12 protein-coding genes are annotated in these 13,846 nt (G+C 50.4%); 5 read left to right on the forward strand and 7 right to left on the reverse strand.

All coding sequences use genetic code 11. The annotated features are described in order from the left end of the window. Positions 1 to 18: 18 nt before the first annotated feature. Positions 19 to 1,029 (reverse strand): acyl-CoA reductase, encoded by a 1,011-nt coding sequence (locus K3G39_RS07870; RefSeq protein ID WP_220625641.1) that lies wholly within the window; start codon positions 1,027 to 1,029, stop codon positions 19 to 21. Positions 1,030 to 1,140: 111 nt separating this feature from the next. On the opposite strand from K3G39_RS07870, the gene K3G39_RS07875 reads away from it, so the two are divergent. From K3G39_RS07875 to K3G39_RS07885, 3 genes are all read left to right on the forward strand, one after another. After that, positions 1,141 to 1,491 carry a 4Fe-4S dicluster domain-containing protein gene (locus K3G39_RS07875; protein WP_116542782.1) on the forward strand — a complete coding sequence of 117 codons (351 nt, stop codon included), beginning with the start codon at positions 1,141 to 1,143 and terminating at the stop codon, positions 1,489 to 1,491. A gap of 84 nt (positions 1,492 to 1,575) precedes the next feature. After that, positions 1,576 to 2,148, forward strand: a complete 573-nt coding sequence (locus tag K3G39_RS07880) for a pentapeptide repeat-containing protein (protein WP_220625642.1) — start codon at positions 1,576 to 1,578, stop codon at positions 2,146 to 2,148. Positions 2,149 to 2,310: 162 nt separating this feature from the next. After that, entirely contained in the window at positions 2,311 to 4,938 is a 2,628-nt protein-coding gene (locus K3G39_RS07885; protein WP_220625643.1) for a valine--tRNA ligase, read from the forward strand. A 523-nt stretch (positions 4,939 to 5,461) separates the two neighbouring features. On the opposite strand, the gene K3G39_RS07890 is transcribed toward K3G39_RS07885, so the two are convergent. The 4 genes from K3G39_RS07890 to K3G39_RS07905 form a co-directional block, all read right to left on the reverse strand. Next, positions 5,462 to 6,064, reverse strand: coding sequence for a hypothetical protein (locus tag K3G39_RS07890; protein ID WP_220625644.1), 603 nt, complete (start codon positions 6,062 to 6,064; stop codon positions 5,462 to 5,464). A gap of 50 nt (positions 6,065 to 6,114) precedes the next feature. Then, positions 6,115 to 6,630 carry a hypothetical protein gene (locus K3G39_RS07895; protein WP_220625645.1) on the reverse strand — a complete coding sequence of 172 codons (516 nt, stop codon included), beginning with the start codon at positions 6,628 to 6,630 and terminating at the stop codon, positions 6,115 to 6,117. 158 nt (positions 6,631 to 6,788) lie between these two features. Continuing rightward, positions 6,789 to 8,156 carry a dihydrolipoamide acetyltransferase family protein gene (locus K3G39_RS07900; protein WP_220625646.1) on the reverse strand — a complete coding sequence of 456 codons (1,368 nt, stop codon included), beginning with the start codon at positions 8,154 to 8,156 and terminating at the stop codon, positions 6,789 to 6,791. 116 nt (positions 8,157 to 8,272) lie between these two features. Further along, a complete protein-coding gene (locus K3G39_RS07905) occupies positions 8,273 to 9,532 on the reverse strand; it encodes a competence/damage-inducible protein A (RefSeq protein WP_220625647.1) in 1,260 nt (419 codons plus the stop codon). Positions 9,533 to 9,679: 147 nt separating this feature from the next. On the opposite strand from K3G39_RS07905, the gene K3G39_RS07910 reads away from it, so the two are divergent. Further along, positions 9,680 to 10,411, forward strand: a complete 732-nt coding sequence (locus K3G39_RS07910; protein WP_220625648.1) for a DUF4197 domain-containing protein — start codon at positions 9,680 to 9,682, stop codon at positions 10,409 to 10,411. A 149-nt stretch (positions 10,412 to 10,560) separates the two neighbouring features. Continuing rightward, positions 10,561 to 11,841, forward strand: coding sequence for an erythromycin esterase family protein (locus K3G39_RS07915; protein ID WP_220625649.1), 1,281 nt, complete (start codon positions 10,561 to 10,563; stop codon positions 11,839 to 11,841). Positions 11,842 to 12,014: 173 nt separating this feature from the next. On the opposite strand, the gene K3G39_RS07920 is transcribed toward K3G39_RS07915, so the two are convergent. Continuing rightward, positions 12,015 to 12,977 (reverse strand): calcium/sodium antiporter, encoded by a 963-nt coding sequence (locus tag K3G39_RS07920; protein ID WP_220625650.1) that lies wholly within the window; start codon positions 12,975 to 12,977, stop codon positions 12,015 to 12,017. Between the two features lie 85 nt (positions 12,978 to 13,062). Continuing rightward, entirely contained in the window at positions 13,063 to 13,770 is a 708-nt protein-coding gene (locus K3G39_RS07925) for a YebC/PmpR family DNA-binding transcriptional regulator (RefSeq protein ID WP_220625651.1), read from the reverse strand. Positions 13,771 to 13,846 lie beyond the last annotated feature (76 nt).

A 13,846-nucleotide genomic window follows, 5' to 3' on the forward strand; every position in this document is an offset into this window, starting at 1 on the left:
TTTAGAGTCGCGCTATACCTACAGCTTCTGCAAAAACGCCATAGTATCCACACCATCAGCATAATCCCACGGCATAGGGCACTGAGCGTCTCCGAAAGGTATAGAACCCTCGAGCCAGCCGTGCGCGGATACGACACATTGCGTCTTTTCTTTGACGGCAGCCAGTTTATGGCGCAGGTCGGGCAGAGAAGTGAAGGTTTCGTAAAATAAAACCGAGATAGGAGAGACAAGTTGCTCACTTTCCTGCACCAGCAGGAAGCCATTGTCGAAGTGCGGAACGCGGTTTACGAGCAGGATGGACTTGTTGTAGTCGTAGTTGTTCTGGTACTTGTGGTGGTTGAGAATCGTTTTGTAGTCTTCGTTGGCTTCGTACAGTTTATCGAAGGTATAGCCCTCGGGTACGTATACCTTGGAGACGTTGCGGCAGCCCAGCCCGTAGTACTGGAAAATATCGTTGCCCAGGGCACGCAGGTCATCGGCTTCTTCGTGGCCTGTCAGTATACCGATGCTGGTGCGGTTCTTCCGGATGATGTGCGGGCGTTTAGCAAAATAATACTCGAAATAGCGGGCCGTGTTGTCGGAGCCGGTCGCGATGATGGCGTCCGCTTCCTTAAGCATGTCCACGAACTCAAACTGGTTGGCAAAGGCTGGCTCTATACCTACCAGCATGCTGGCAAGGCGGCGCATCAGCACATCATCATCCGAACTCAGCTTGGCCAACAGGAAGTGACCGCTAAGCAAAACCGACATAAAATCGTGGAAACCGACCAACGGAATGTTGCCTGCCATCACTACGCCAACCTTTTTGGGTGTAACCTGTTTGAGATGGTAGGGGTAAAGCCATTCACGGAGATACTGTTCGTCGAGCAGCGTCGTAACGCCCTGCAGGGCAGCGGAAACATTAGCCTCGTCGAACCATGGGTTTTTGGCCTGTGCAATTAATGACAGCGCCTGGCGCTCTTCCGGCGTCAAATCCTGCAGTTGCTTTCCCAATTTAACGAAAGCTTCGATTCTGTTTTCTAATGTCATGGCTGGCCGCTGCGTTAAAATTTATTTGATACGGATAGTTAATGTTCCTAATTTTGTTCCACAAGTAAGAAAGCGATACAAAAGTACTAAAAATATACAGGAGATACGATTATGGCAATAATGATAACTGATGAGTGTATAAACTGTGGCGCTTGCGAACCAGAGTGTCCGAACACTGCTATTTACGAAGGCGGTGCGGAATGGACCTGGGGAGGTGGCACGGCTCTGAAGGAAGTTGAGATTGACGGCGGCGAAATCATACCTGGTGATGCTGCGCAGCCTCCTATTTCGGACGAGTTCTATTACATCGTATCAGACAAATGTACTGAGTGCATGGGCTTCCACGAGGAGCCACAGTGCGCTGCTGTCTGCCCGGTTGACTGCTGCGTCGACGACCCAGACTACCGTGAGACAGAAGAAGAGCTATTAGCAAAGAAAGACTGGCTGCACCAGGCCAGCTAAGGTATAGCCTGCACCAAAAGCATAAAAAACCTGTCTCTTACGGCAGGTTTTTTTATTTTTACTCACTTCACGCCAATTATACCCATGGAAGAGCAACTGCATCAGGACAAAACGTTCGAGAAAATCACTTACCCAAACAAAGCCGTCAGGGGCAGGGAGTTTGAGGACTGCGTGTTCAAAAACTGCGATTTCTCCAGCGCCGATTTCTCCAACAACCGCTTCACCGATTGCGAATTTATTGGCTGCAACCTGGCTTTGCTGCGCCTCAGCAACTCGACCCTAAATGGCGTTACGTTCAAGGAGTGCAAACTTACAGGTATAAATTTCAGCGAGTGCGAGGAGTTCTTGTTTACAGTGGGTTTCGAGAGTTGCCTGATGGATTATACATCATTCCTGAAACGTAAAATGCCGAAGGCGCTTTTCATCGATTGTTCGTTAAAAAATGCTGTATTTGAGTTCACCACGCTAACAAAGGCCAGGTTCGAAAACACAGACCTGGCTGGAGCAGTTTTTGAGCGAACCAACCTCAGTGAAGCCGATTTGAGCACAGCCTACAACTTTATAATAGATCCGGAACTCAACAACATCAAAAAAGCGAAGTTCTCGGAGAACGGGCTGGCAGGTTTGCTGAACAGGTATGACATCCGGGTCGTGTGACAGGTATAGCTATACCTTATACCTGACGCCCTTTGTGGCTATACATACTTGCTTGATATTTATTATACCTGTAGGTTGAACAATCCGCAAACTGCAATCAACAATTACCACAAAATCCTTAATTTTGCCTTTTGGCGCAAAAAGCAGAAAAACTAGTTTACGATGTCGATTTCAACAAAATATAACCCCAGAGAAGTAGAAGAGAAGTGGTACAGCAGCTGGATGCAGCGCGGCTTCTTCCGTTCTACACCTAACCCCAAAAAGGAACCTTACACCATCGTGATTCCGCCGCCAAACGTGACGGGCGTGCTGCACATGGGCCACATGCTCAACAACACGATTCAGGATGTGCTGATTCGTCGTGCGCGCATGAAGGGCAAGGAGGCTTGCTGGGTGCCGGGCACCGACCACGCTTCTATCGCCACTGAGGCAAAAGTAGTGGCCATGCTGAAGGAAAAAGGCATCAACAAAGCAGACCTGACGCGTGAAGAGTTCCTGGAGTATGCCTGGGAGTGGAAAGAGAAGTACGGCGGCATCATTCTGGAGCAGCTCAAGAAACTTGGCGCTTCCTGCGACTGGGACCGTACCCGTTTCACGATGGAAGATGACATGAGCGCGGCTGTGATCGAGGTGTTTGTGGACCTGTACCGCAAAGGTCAGATCTACCGCGGTGTGCGCATGGTAAACTGGGACCCGCAAGGCAAAACAGCCCTTTCTGATGAAGAGGTAGTACCAAAAGATACGATGGCGAAAATGTACCACCTGAACTATAAAGTTGTAGGTGCTGCAGAGCCGACTTATATCACTGTAGCGACTTCACGCCCTGAGACCATCATGGCGGACGTAGCCGTAGCGGTGAATCCGAACGACGAGCGCTATACCCATTTGCATGGCAAATCGGTGCATATACCTTTGCTGGGCAAAGAGATTCCGGTGATCCTGGATGAGTATGTGTCGATTGATTTTGGTACAGGTGCCTTGAAAGTGACGCCTGCACATGACCTGAACGACTACGAACTGGGCCAAAAGCATAAACTACCAACCATCGACATCCTGAACGATGACGGCACGCTGAATGAAAAGGCACAGCTATATGTTGGTCAGGATCGTTTTGCTGCCCGTCGCAATATTGTGAAAGATCTAGAAGCAGCTGGTCTGCTGGTGAAGATTGAAGAATATGCCAGCGTACTACAGACTTCCGAGCGTACAGGTGCCGTAATTGAGCCACGCTTGTCGATGCAGTGGTGGTGCAAGATGGATAAAATGGCCAAGCCAGCACTGGACGCTGTGATGAATGACGAGATCCGTTTGCACCCGCCAAAGTTTAAGAACATGTACCGCTCCTGGATGGAGAACGTGCACGACTGGTGTATTTCGCGTCAGCTGTGGTGGGGACAGCAGATACCTGCTTATTACCTGCCGGATGGCTCGTTTGTAGTGTCAACTTCAGCTGAAGAAGCGCTGGAACTGGCCCGTAAGCAAAGCGGCAACGATAACCTGCAAGCTGAAGACCTGCGCCAGGATGAAGACGTGCTGGATACCTGGTTCTCTTCCTGGTTATGGCCGATCTCGGTTTTCGACGGTTTCAAAGACCCGGACAATAAAGACATCCTCTACTACTACCCAACCAATGACTTGGTAACGGCTCCGGAGATTTTGTTCTTCTGGGTAGCGCGTATGATCATGGCTGGGTTCGAATTCCGCAATGAGCCGCCGTTCCGCAACGTATACCTAACCGGTATTGTGCGTGATACACAGGGCCGCAAAATGTCGAAACAGTTGGGCAACTCTCCAGATCCGCTCGACCTGATCGACCAGTACGGCGCCGATGGCGTACGGGCAGGTATGCTTTTCAGTTCACCGGCCGGTAACGACTTGCTGTTCGACGAGAAACTGGTGGAGCAGGGGCGTAACTTCAGTAACAAAATCTGGAATGCTTACCGTCTGATCAAAGGCTGGGAAGTGGACGAAAACCTGCCTTGCCCGAATGAAACAGCGATGGCTTGGTTCGACTCTCGCTTCAACGAGGCCTTCGTCCAGATCGAAGATCACTTCAGCAAGTTCCGTATTTCAGATGCCTTGCTAGCGGTATACAAACTGGTATGGGACGACTTTTGCTCGAGCTATCTCGAAATGATCAAGCCAGCCTACCAGCAGCCAATCGACAAGCAAACGCTGGACGCCACGGTAGACTTCTTGGAAAAGGTGCTGAAAGTGCTGCATCCGTTCATGCCGTTTATCACCGAGGAAATCTGGCAGGACCTGAAAGAGCGCAAGGACAAAGAGTTTCTGATTGTGGCTCCATGGCCAAAGCAGGACAAGTTTGACAAGCAGCTGACGGAGAAAATGGAAAGCGTGCTCAAGATTGTGGCCGCCATCCGCAACATCCGCAACTCGAAAAATATATCGCCAAACAAGTCCCTTGACCTTTCAATAAAAGTGATGAACCAGGATGGGTATGAGAACTTCATTAGCATCATCCGTAAGTTGGCAAACATCAACGAAGTGACGCTGGTGCAGGAGAATGTGGAGGGCGCTATCAGCTTTGTAGAGGCTGGCGACGAGTTCTTCATACCGATGGAAGGCAATATTGATGTGGAAGCGGAGCGCGAGCGTTTGCAGAAGGAACTGGAATACACCAGAGGCTTCCTGAACTCCGTGGTGAAGAAGCTTAGCAACGAACGTTTTGTAAGCGGTGCACCAGAAACGGTAATTGCCAACGAGCGCAAGAAACAAGCCGATGCCGAAGCGAAGATTCACGCGATAGAGCAGAGCCTGGCTTCCTTGTAAAGTTTTTTTATGAAAAGTGGCAGCGGCCGTTCTCGTGAGGGAACGGCCGCTATTGTTTTTACTAGTGTAGCGGTGGTCGTAGGTTAGCGAGCTGTGTTTTTTCATAGCTTCGCCTGTGCGGCGGGTACCTACTTTTTGTCTTGACACAAAAATCGAGGGCCCCTACCCCCAGTAGGTAAAAAAGTCAAGACTCCCCAAATCGAGGGCCCCTACCCCCACTCGCTGAACGCTCTTGACAGGGGGACCCCTTCACCCCCAACAGTGGAGCGTCGTAAAGGCGCACCTGGCTAAGCTATACCTTCGTAGTGGACGTGCAAGTTAGTCTTGTTATACCTGCCGAAAGGGCAAGGTACTCTTGCTATACCTGCCAGTGGTGTTTACTATGGAGCTATACCTAGAAACTGGCAGTAGCAGAAACTCCTCCTTCGAAGGGGATAGGGGGGTAAATCATGCACTGAGATTGTCTTTCCTGGACAAGCAGGAGCAGTCTGCCGCAGCATCTGTACAATCGTGTATACCTTTCCTAATCGTGATTCTTACTCAACTCTACTACTAACCTGTCCAATTCATCCTTCACTTTCGGCATCAGATCGCTCAGGCCCTGCTTCTTTTTCGGGTATACAAGTTCTACGTGGCGGTCGTCGATCTTATACTCGAGTAATCCTTGCTCATCTTCGGTGAGGTAGTAGAGTTTGATCAGTGCATCTGTAGTGGAAACAGTGTAAGTACGAAACTTGAAGTTGTTCTGGATGCGCTGTTGTGTGGGAGCCCGGTTCTCAAGGTAGCGCTGAGTCACAACTGTATCTAGTGCTATAGTCGTCTCGATCTGGTGAATGGCTTTGATGTTGCCTTCATCGAAACGCCAGGTCTGTACATGGTGTTTGCCTTGCTGTCCGGCGCTGTACTTACTTTGTGAAATGTTGATGCTGGACATCACATAAAACAGCTCCAGATCGCTCTCTACAGTCCGCATGGAGGGGCTTAACGTAGCATTATCGCTGATAAAGACGGAGGTATTTGCTAATATTTTTGCGTCTTTGTTTAGATCCTGACTCAGCTGGAGATTACTGTCCTGGCTGAAAATAAACGAAACAAGTATAGGAAACAGAAGCGATAATGGTGTCATATTGTTGTGGTTTATACCTGTTTTCCTATACTCAAATACCGTGCAGAAAGCTACAAAGCGGAACTATCCACTACGCGCCAGGTGATATTACCATTGTTCACTTCGTATTTCAGAATCATGTAGCCTCCGATGTGCCCATCTTCATAATAGGCCATCGCATAGCGGTCGTTCAGGATGCGGCTGTCGCGTATGGCCATGGTACCGCCCGCTACGCCCTCTCTAGGTATAAGCTGTCCTTGCTTACGGCTCAGGTCATTCATCAGGTCCACCTCGGGGTTGCGCAGGCCTTTTTTACGAAGCTTCTGGATATCGCTTTCGCTCAGGCTGCCCATTTTATCCACAAACTCCACACCGCTAGGAGGTGCGACTGACATGGTATCAGGCGGTAGTACCATCTCTTCGAGCGAATCGGTTTCAGCTGCCTCCTGCTCCAGTTGCTGGCCTGTTTCAGCCAGTTTGTTGTCGGCTATACGCAGGCGGCTTTCGGCGTCATTTTTCTTCCAGTAGAAATATACAGCTGCAAACAGGAATATGGCAGCCAGAATCCAGGCAATGGCAACTCTCATAATTTCGATGATCGGTTATACTTCCACATAAACGGAAGCGGATTAAAACGGATGTATCAATATTAGCAAAAAGGTATACATAAAGCTAGACCTACAAAAAAGCCTGCCCATTTTCTAAGGCAGGCTTTCTGTTTATACCTGAAGTCTTTTGTCAAAAATTAAATTGACTGGTTCACATCGAAGTTCTCGAGGTAATCAGCCACTCGGCGCACGAACATGCCACCCAGCGAGCCATCCACTACACGGTGGTCGTAAGAGTGCGACAGGAACATGAAGTGACGGACACCAATCAGATCGCCCTCCGGCGTTTCAATTACCGCAGGTTTCTTCTTGATAGCACCCACGGCCATAATAGCTACTTGCGGCTGCATGATGATGGGTGTGCCCATCACGTTGCCAAATGAACCCACGTTCGACACGGTATAAGTACCGGCCGACAGGTCGTCTGGTGTCAGTTTGTTGATGCGGCCACGGTTAGCCAGGTCATTCACCTTTTTGGTCAGACCGTTCAGGTTCAGCTGGTCGGCGTTCTTAATGTTTGGCACGATCAGGTTACCGCTTGGCAGGGCCACAGCCATACCTATGTTGATATCTTTGTGACGGATGATGTTGCCACCGTCCACGGACACGTTGATCATCGGGAAGTCTTTGATGGCTTTGGCAATTGCATCGATGAAAATTGGCGTGAACGTCAGGTTCTCACCTTCGCGTCTCTTATAATCGTTTTTCCACTTGTTGCGCCAATTCACAATGTTGGTCACATCGGCCTCCACGAAAGAAGTTACGTGCGGAGAAATGCGCTTGCTGTCCACCATGCGGTCGGCAATCATTTTGCGCATGCGGTCCATTTCGATGATCTCGACGTTTCCGCTGTAAGAAGCGGCTGGCTTAGAGGCGGCAGGAGCAGTCTGAGGCTGTGGCTGAGCAGCAGGTGCCGGAGCGGCCTGTGGTTGTGGTGCAGCGACAGGAGCTTGTGGCTGAGCCTGTGGAGCAGCAGCTTGCTGCGGTGCGTTTTTGCGGCTCTCTACGTAAGTCAGGATGTCTTTTTTCGACACGCGACCTTCTTTGCCGGTGCCTGGTACATACTCCAGTTCCTGCATTGAGATACCTTCTTCGCGGGCAATGTTGAGCACGAGCGGCGAGTAGAAGCGGCCTGAAGCCGGTTGGTCGAGTTTGGCTACGGTGCCACCAGAAGCGGCTGCAGGTTGAGCGGCTGCCTGAGGTGCAGGTGTGGCGGCAGGAGCTTCTGTAGCGGCCGGAGCAGCAGGAGCGGCGGTGTCTTCGCCGTTGGTAGAGATAATCGCGATCGGGGCGCCTACGGCTACCACGTCACCTTCCTGTACCAGTATCTCCTTCAGTACACCACCCTGAATGGCAGGTACTTCCGTGTCCACTTTGTCTGTAGCTACTTCCAGCACCGATTCGTCCTGCTCAATCGTGTCACCCACGCTTTTAAGCCATTTCAGAACGGTACCTTCCATGATACTCTCGCCCATTTTGGGCATAACCATTTCTACAAGTGCCATATTTTATTTATTCGTTGTTCTTTTAAGGGACAGTATTTGGAGGCGCAAGACATAGAAAAGCAAAGCCCTGCTATACCTGTCGACCCGAATTTGCAAACAAAGTTAAGGATTTTAGCCTATTCCTCAACCGCTATATTCAAACTTTGGCGTACGAGGTTGAGCACAGCCAAGGCAGTATACTCAATATTGAGCTGTCGGTTTTTGTTATACTGCAAAAGTTTTGCCTTAGCACCTTGCTGGTCGGCATAGGCAATCCAGATGGTGCCGACCGGCTTTTCGGGAGTGCCACCGTCGGGTCCGGCGATGCCGCTGGTGGCTACGCCGATGTCTGTCTTCAGCTTCCGGCGTACGTTTTGGGCCATTTCCAGTACCGTGGCTTCACTCACCGCGCCATGCTCTTGCAGGGTTTCGGGTTTTACGCCCAGCACATTCGTTTTCGCACTGTTGTCGTAAGCCACCACGCTGCCCATAAAGTAAGCGGAACTGCCCGGTACACTCGTCAGGCGGTGTGCCAGATAGCCACCTGTGCAGCTTTCGGCAGTGGAAATAGTTAGGCCGCGTTCTTTCAACACTTTTCCCAAGGCTTCTTCCAGCGGCACTTCGCCGTGCGCAAAAATGTATTTAGGTATAAGCGCGTTCAGTTTGGCTACTTCCGCTTCCAGTTCTTTCTCCAGCTGTTCGGCATGTTCGGCTATACCTGTCAGGCGCAGGCGCACGCCGCCCAGGTGGGGCAGGTAGGCCAGCCGGATATGCGGGGGCAAGCTCGTTTCCCAATCGTCCAGTTTTTCGGCTAGCATCGACTCTGCTATACCTACCGTCTGGATAACTTTGTGAATGATATGCGGGGTTTTGAAAAAGGCTTTGAGCTGCGGCAGCACAATATCGGTCATCATGCGCTTCATCTCAAACGGCACCCCCGGCATCGATACGTATACCTTGCCCGCCTCCTCAAACCACATACCCGGGGCAGTACCCAGCACATTGCGCACAGGTTTGCACGAAGCCGGCAGAAAAGCCTGCTGCCGGTTCAGTTCTGTCAGTTCGTAGCCACGGCTTTTGAACAGCTCCGTCACATCGGCCAGCGATTGCTCATCAAGTTTAAGCTCGGTATGGAAGTAGTCGGCCAGCACATTTTTGGTCATATCGTCTTTGGTAGGGCCAAGGCCACCGGTCATCAGGATGATGTCGGCGCGGGTTTTGGCATTGTCGAGCGCCTCCACAATGTGGCTTACCTCATCCGACACCGACGTGATTTGTTTCACCCGTATACCTATCCTGGCAAGTTCCGTCCCCATCCAGGCAGAGTTGGTGTCCACGATCTGCCCGTAAAGTATTTCGTCGCCTATCGTTATGATTTCTGCGTGTACCACTTTCATGTTAAATTTTTTGGTCTGATTTGTGTGTTGCAAAGGAAAACTCATTCAAGTTAAAGATGTTCGGGCAATTTGAAGTACGACACGCATTATTTTCTGTAATTTAAGCCCCTCGTGCAGGTATAGCCTGACAAACAAAAGAAACAACCCATGAAAAAATTACTCTACACCTCACTTCTCGCCCTTACCTTAGGTGCTTCTGCCTGTACGGTGGCCGACATTCAGCGGACTGTTGATGGCGTGATGGCCGGAACTGGTGGCGCTGCTGTTACCCGCGATGAAGTAGCTTCTGGCCTTAAACAAGCACTGGAAGTAGGCATTACCAAAGGCTCCAACCAGGCAGCCCAGACAGACGGATTTTATGGAAATTCGCTGATACGCATCCCGTTCCCACCGGATGTGCAGAAAGTGGAGAATACGCTGCGTCAGGTTGGCTTGGGCAAAGAGGTCGACCGCTTTGTGATGACGCTCAACCGTGGGGCCGAAGACGCTGCTAAGAGTGCTGTACCTATTTTCGTGAGTGCCATCAAGCAAATGACCATACAAGATGCCTGGAGCATCCTGAAAGGCGATAAAGATGCCGCTACACAATACCTCAAGCGCACCACTTCTTCGCAACTGCAGGCAGCTTTTATGCCTGTTATCCGTCAGTCGTTGGAGAAAACGAATGCTACCCGCTACTACACCGACCTCGTGACCAGGTATAACCAGATTCCGTTGGTGCAGAAAGTGAACCCGAACCTGGATGAGTACGCCACGCAAAAGGCGATGGACGGCTTGTTCCAGCTGGTTGCCCAGGAAGAGGCAAACATACGCGAGAACCCGATTGCACGCACCACAGAGTTGTTGCGCAGAGTGTTTTCGAAAGAAAATCAGTCATAGGCTATACCTGGTATACCACTTTAAAAAGCCCGCTGTATCGATTGGTACAGCGGGCTTTCTTTTTTGCAAAACATTAAAACCGGATTGAAAGTACAATACACAAAATTTTAAGAGTGAGTTAGATACGCTTATTACGCCCCCTGTCACCTATGGAAAACAAACGCTTCAAATACAGTCCGATTACGAAAGAAAAAGACCTGGATGTGCTGATAGAGGAGATCGGAGACGCCCGGGTCGTGATGCTGGGAGAGGCATCGCATGGTACATCGGAGTACTATACCTGGCGCACCGCTATCTCGAAGCGGTTGATCGAAGACAAAGGCTTTTGTTTTATAGCCGTGGAGGGCGACTGGCCGGAGTGCTACGCAGTAAACCGCTTCGTGAAAGGCTACCAGAACTCGGGCCGCAAAATTGCCGAGGTGCTGGAGGTATACCGCCGCTGGCCTACCTGGATGTGGGCCAATTGGGAGGTAGCTGCGCTGGTAGAGTGGATTCGGGACTTCAACCACCTGCGGCAGGTACAGGCAAAGATAGGCTTCTACGGTTTGGATGTGTACAGTCTGTGGGAGTCACTGGAGCAGGTACTCAAATACATGGAGCAGCGCGACGGTAAAGCTGCCGAAGCTGCCCGTGCCGCCGTACGCTGCTTCGAGCCCTTCCACCGAGACCCGCAAACCTACGCGCAAGCTACTGCCTTTGTGCCCACCGATTGTCAGGATGAAGTGGTACAGATGCTCGAGCAGGTTTCGCGCCGCCCCGTATACCCCGACGACCCGGAACACGAATTCAGCACAACCCAAAATGCGCTGGTGGCGGTGAACGCCGAAAAATATTACCGCGCCATGATCAGGGGAGGGGCGGGCTCCTGGAACGTGCGCGACACGCACATGATGGAAACACTGGACCGATTACTCGATCTCCACGGCCCGAATGCCAAGGCGATTGTATGGGAGCACAACACCCACATAGGCGACGCCAGGTATACCGATATGGCCGATGATGGCATGTTTAACATCGGGCAGCTGGCGCGCCAAGCCTACGGGCGTGAACAGGTGAAGCTGGTTGGCTTTGGCACTTACCAGGGCAATGTAATTGCCAGCCGCTCCTGGGGGGCACCGATGCAGAAAATGGACGTGCCACCTGCCCGCGAGGGGAGTTGGGAGCACATGTTGCACGAAATGAGCACCGAAGACAAAATTATTCTTTCCTCTGACTTAAAAGCTATACCTGAGCTTCAGAAACCCATCCCACACCGTGCGATTGGCGTGGTATATGACCCCAAAATGGAACACTTCGGTAATTACGTGCCTACTGTTATACCTGAGCGCTACGACGCCTTCCTTTACTTCGACGAAACGGAGGGGGTACATCCACTGCACATGAAAGTTCGTGGTGGCAGAGAGCCGGAGTTATACCCTTGGAATTATTAAGTTCAGGAGTTAGAGTCAGAGCGTGCTATACCTTACTCATGCAGGTATAGATAGCACCTAATATATTACAATAGAAACGAGCAAGGACCGCCATCATAGCGGTCCTTGCTCGTTTCTCTGCAAATTTAATATTCAAAGTCAGATCTATCTAACGCCCAAACTCCTCTACTTATCTACCCTCTCTGCACTAGGAACACAATGTAGGCGATGTAGATAGCTATGAAGAGAATACCATTCCAGCGGTCAATTGTGTTCTTTTTTCCGATAGGTATAGCGATGATCAACAGTGTGCTTGCAAAAATCATCATGACAATATCGGAGTTGCTCACCACGTTGAAGGGGAGTGGATTGATGAGCGCGCTTATACCTAATATCCAGAGGAGGTTGAAGATGTTAGAGCCTACAACGTTGCCTATTGCAATGTCAATGTTTCTGCGGTAAGCAGCCATGGCCGATGTAACCAGTTCTGGCAGTGAGGTTCCGATAGCGACAATTGTTAGACCAATAAAAGACTCACTTAAGCCAAATGACTGCGCGATGGTTACAGCTCCGTCTACCACCCACTTCCCGCCCAAAAATAAGCCAGTGCCTCCCAGCACGATGTACAACACTGATTTCGGCATCGTCATTGTTGGTGCCACGTCGTCTTCTATCACTTCGTCTTTATTAGTTTTGGCAATGTTCCAGATGTAAGCCATAAACAGCACGAAGAAGAACAGCAGAACAGCCCCATCGATCCGGCTGATGTAGAGGGAAGTTTTATCACCAATAAGCACCGCATTGGCCAGAAAACCAACGAGCAGTGTGGCGATCAGCGAAAAAGGTATTTCGGTCAGGATAGTGTTGCGCTTAATCGGAAGCGGGCAGATGATGGCTGCTATACCTATGATCAGGAGTAGATTAGCCACATTGCTGCCAAATACATTGCCTATCGCCAGTTCCGACTGCCCCTGTACACTCGACATGATGTTGATAATCAGCTCAGGCAGTGAAGTGCCGAATGAAACGATGGTCAGGCCGACCACCATATCCGAGATTTTGAAGCGCTTGGCAATGGAAGAGGCACCGGAGACTAACATGTCAGCCCCTTTTACCAAAAGTACGAAACCAAGTATGAATAGAATATATAGTAGCATAGGGGGTAAGGGTGTGTCACAAAAAGAAAGGCTGTCTATACAACGCCAGACAGCCTTCCACTATACTTTAAAGCGAAGCGAGGGGTTATGCCATGTTGTGGTAAACCGCCTGCACGTCGTCATCTTCTTCAATCTTCTCTACCAGAGTTTCTATCTCCTCAGCCTGCTCGTCTGTCAGTTCCGTACGCGTGTTCGGCACGCGCTGCAGCTCTGCACTGATCACGTTTAGTTCTTTCTCTTCCAGGGCTTTTTGCATCGCACCAAAGTCGGTAAAAGCTGTTTCCACGATGATCTCTCCTTCGTGTTCGTAGATGTCTTCTGCACCGGCGTCGATCAGTTCCAGTTCCAGTTCCTCAATGTCGAGACCCTCAGCGGCTATTTTGAAAATGCCTTTGCGGGTGAAGATAAAGTCCAGAGAGCCGGTTTTGCCTACAGCGCCGCCTGCACGCGAGAAGTATACACGCATGTTGGCAATGGTACGGTTGAGGTTGTCTGTAGCGGTCTCTACAAGGATGGCGATGCCGTGCGGACCGTAGCCCTCATATACTACTTCTTCGTAGTCTTTTTCTTCCTTGGATGAGGCACGCTTGATGGCCGCTTCTACACGGTCTTTCGGCATGTTCACACCTTTGGCGTTATTGATAGCCGTACGTAGTCGGGAGTTGGTTTCCGGGTTAGGACCAGCTTCCTTCACTGCCATCACAATCTCTTTGCCGAGGCGCGTAAAGGCCTTCGACATCTTGTCCCAACGCTTAAACTTACGGGCTTTTCTAAATTCAAATGCTCTTCCCATGGTATCTGGTTAAGTATTATGTCCTACAAATTTAGGCAGCTTAACTGTAATTTGGTAATATTTTCGTTAATCGTTA

Source organism: Pontibacter sp. HSC-14F20, from assembly GCF_019599265.1.
GTDB lineage: Bacteria > Bacteroidota > Bacteroidia > Cytophagales > Hymenobacteraceae > Pontibacter.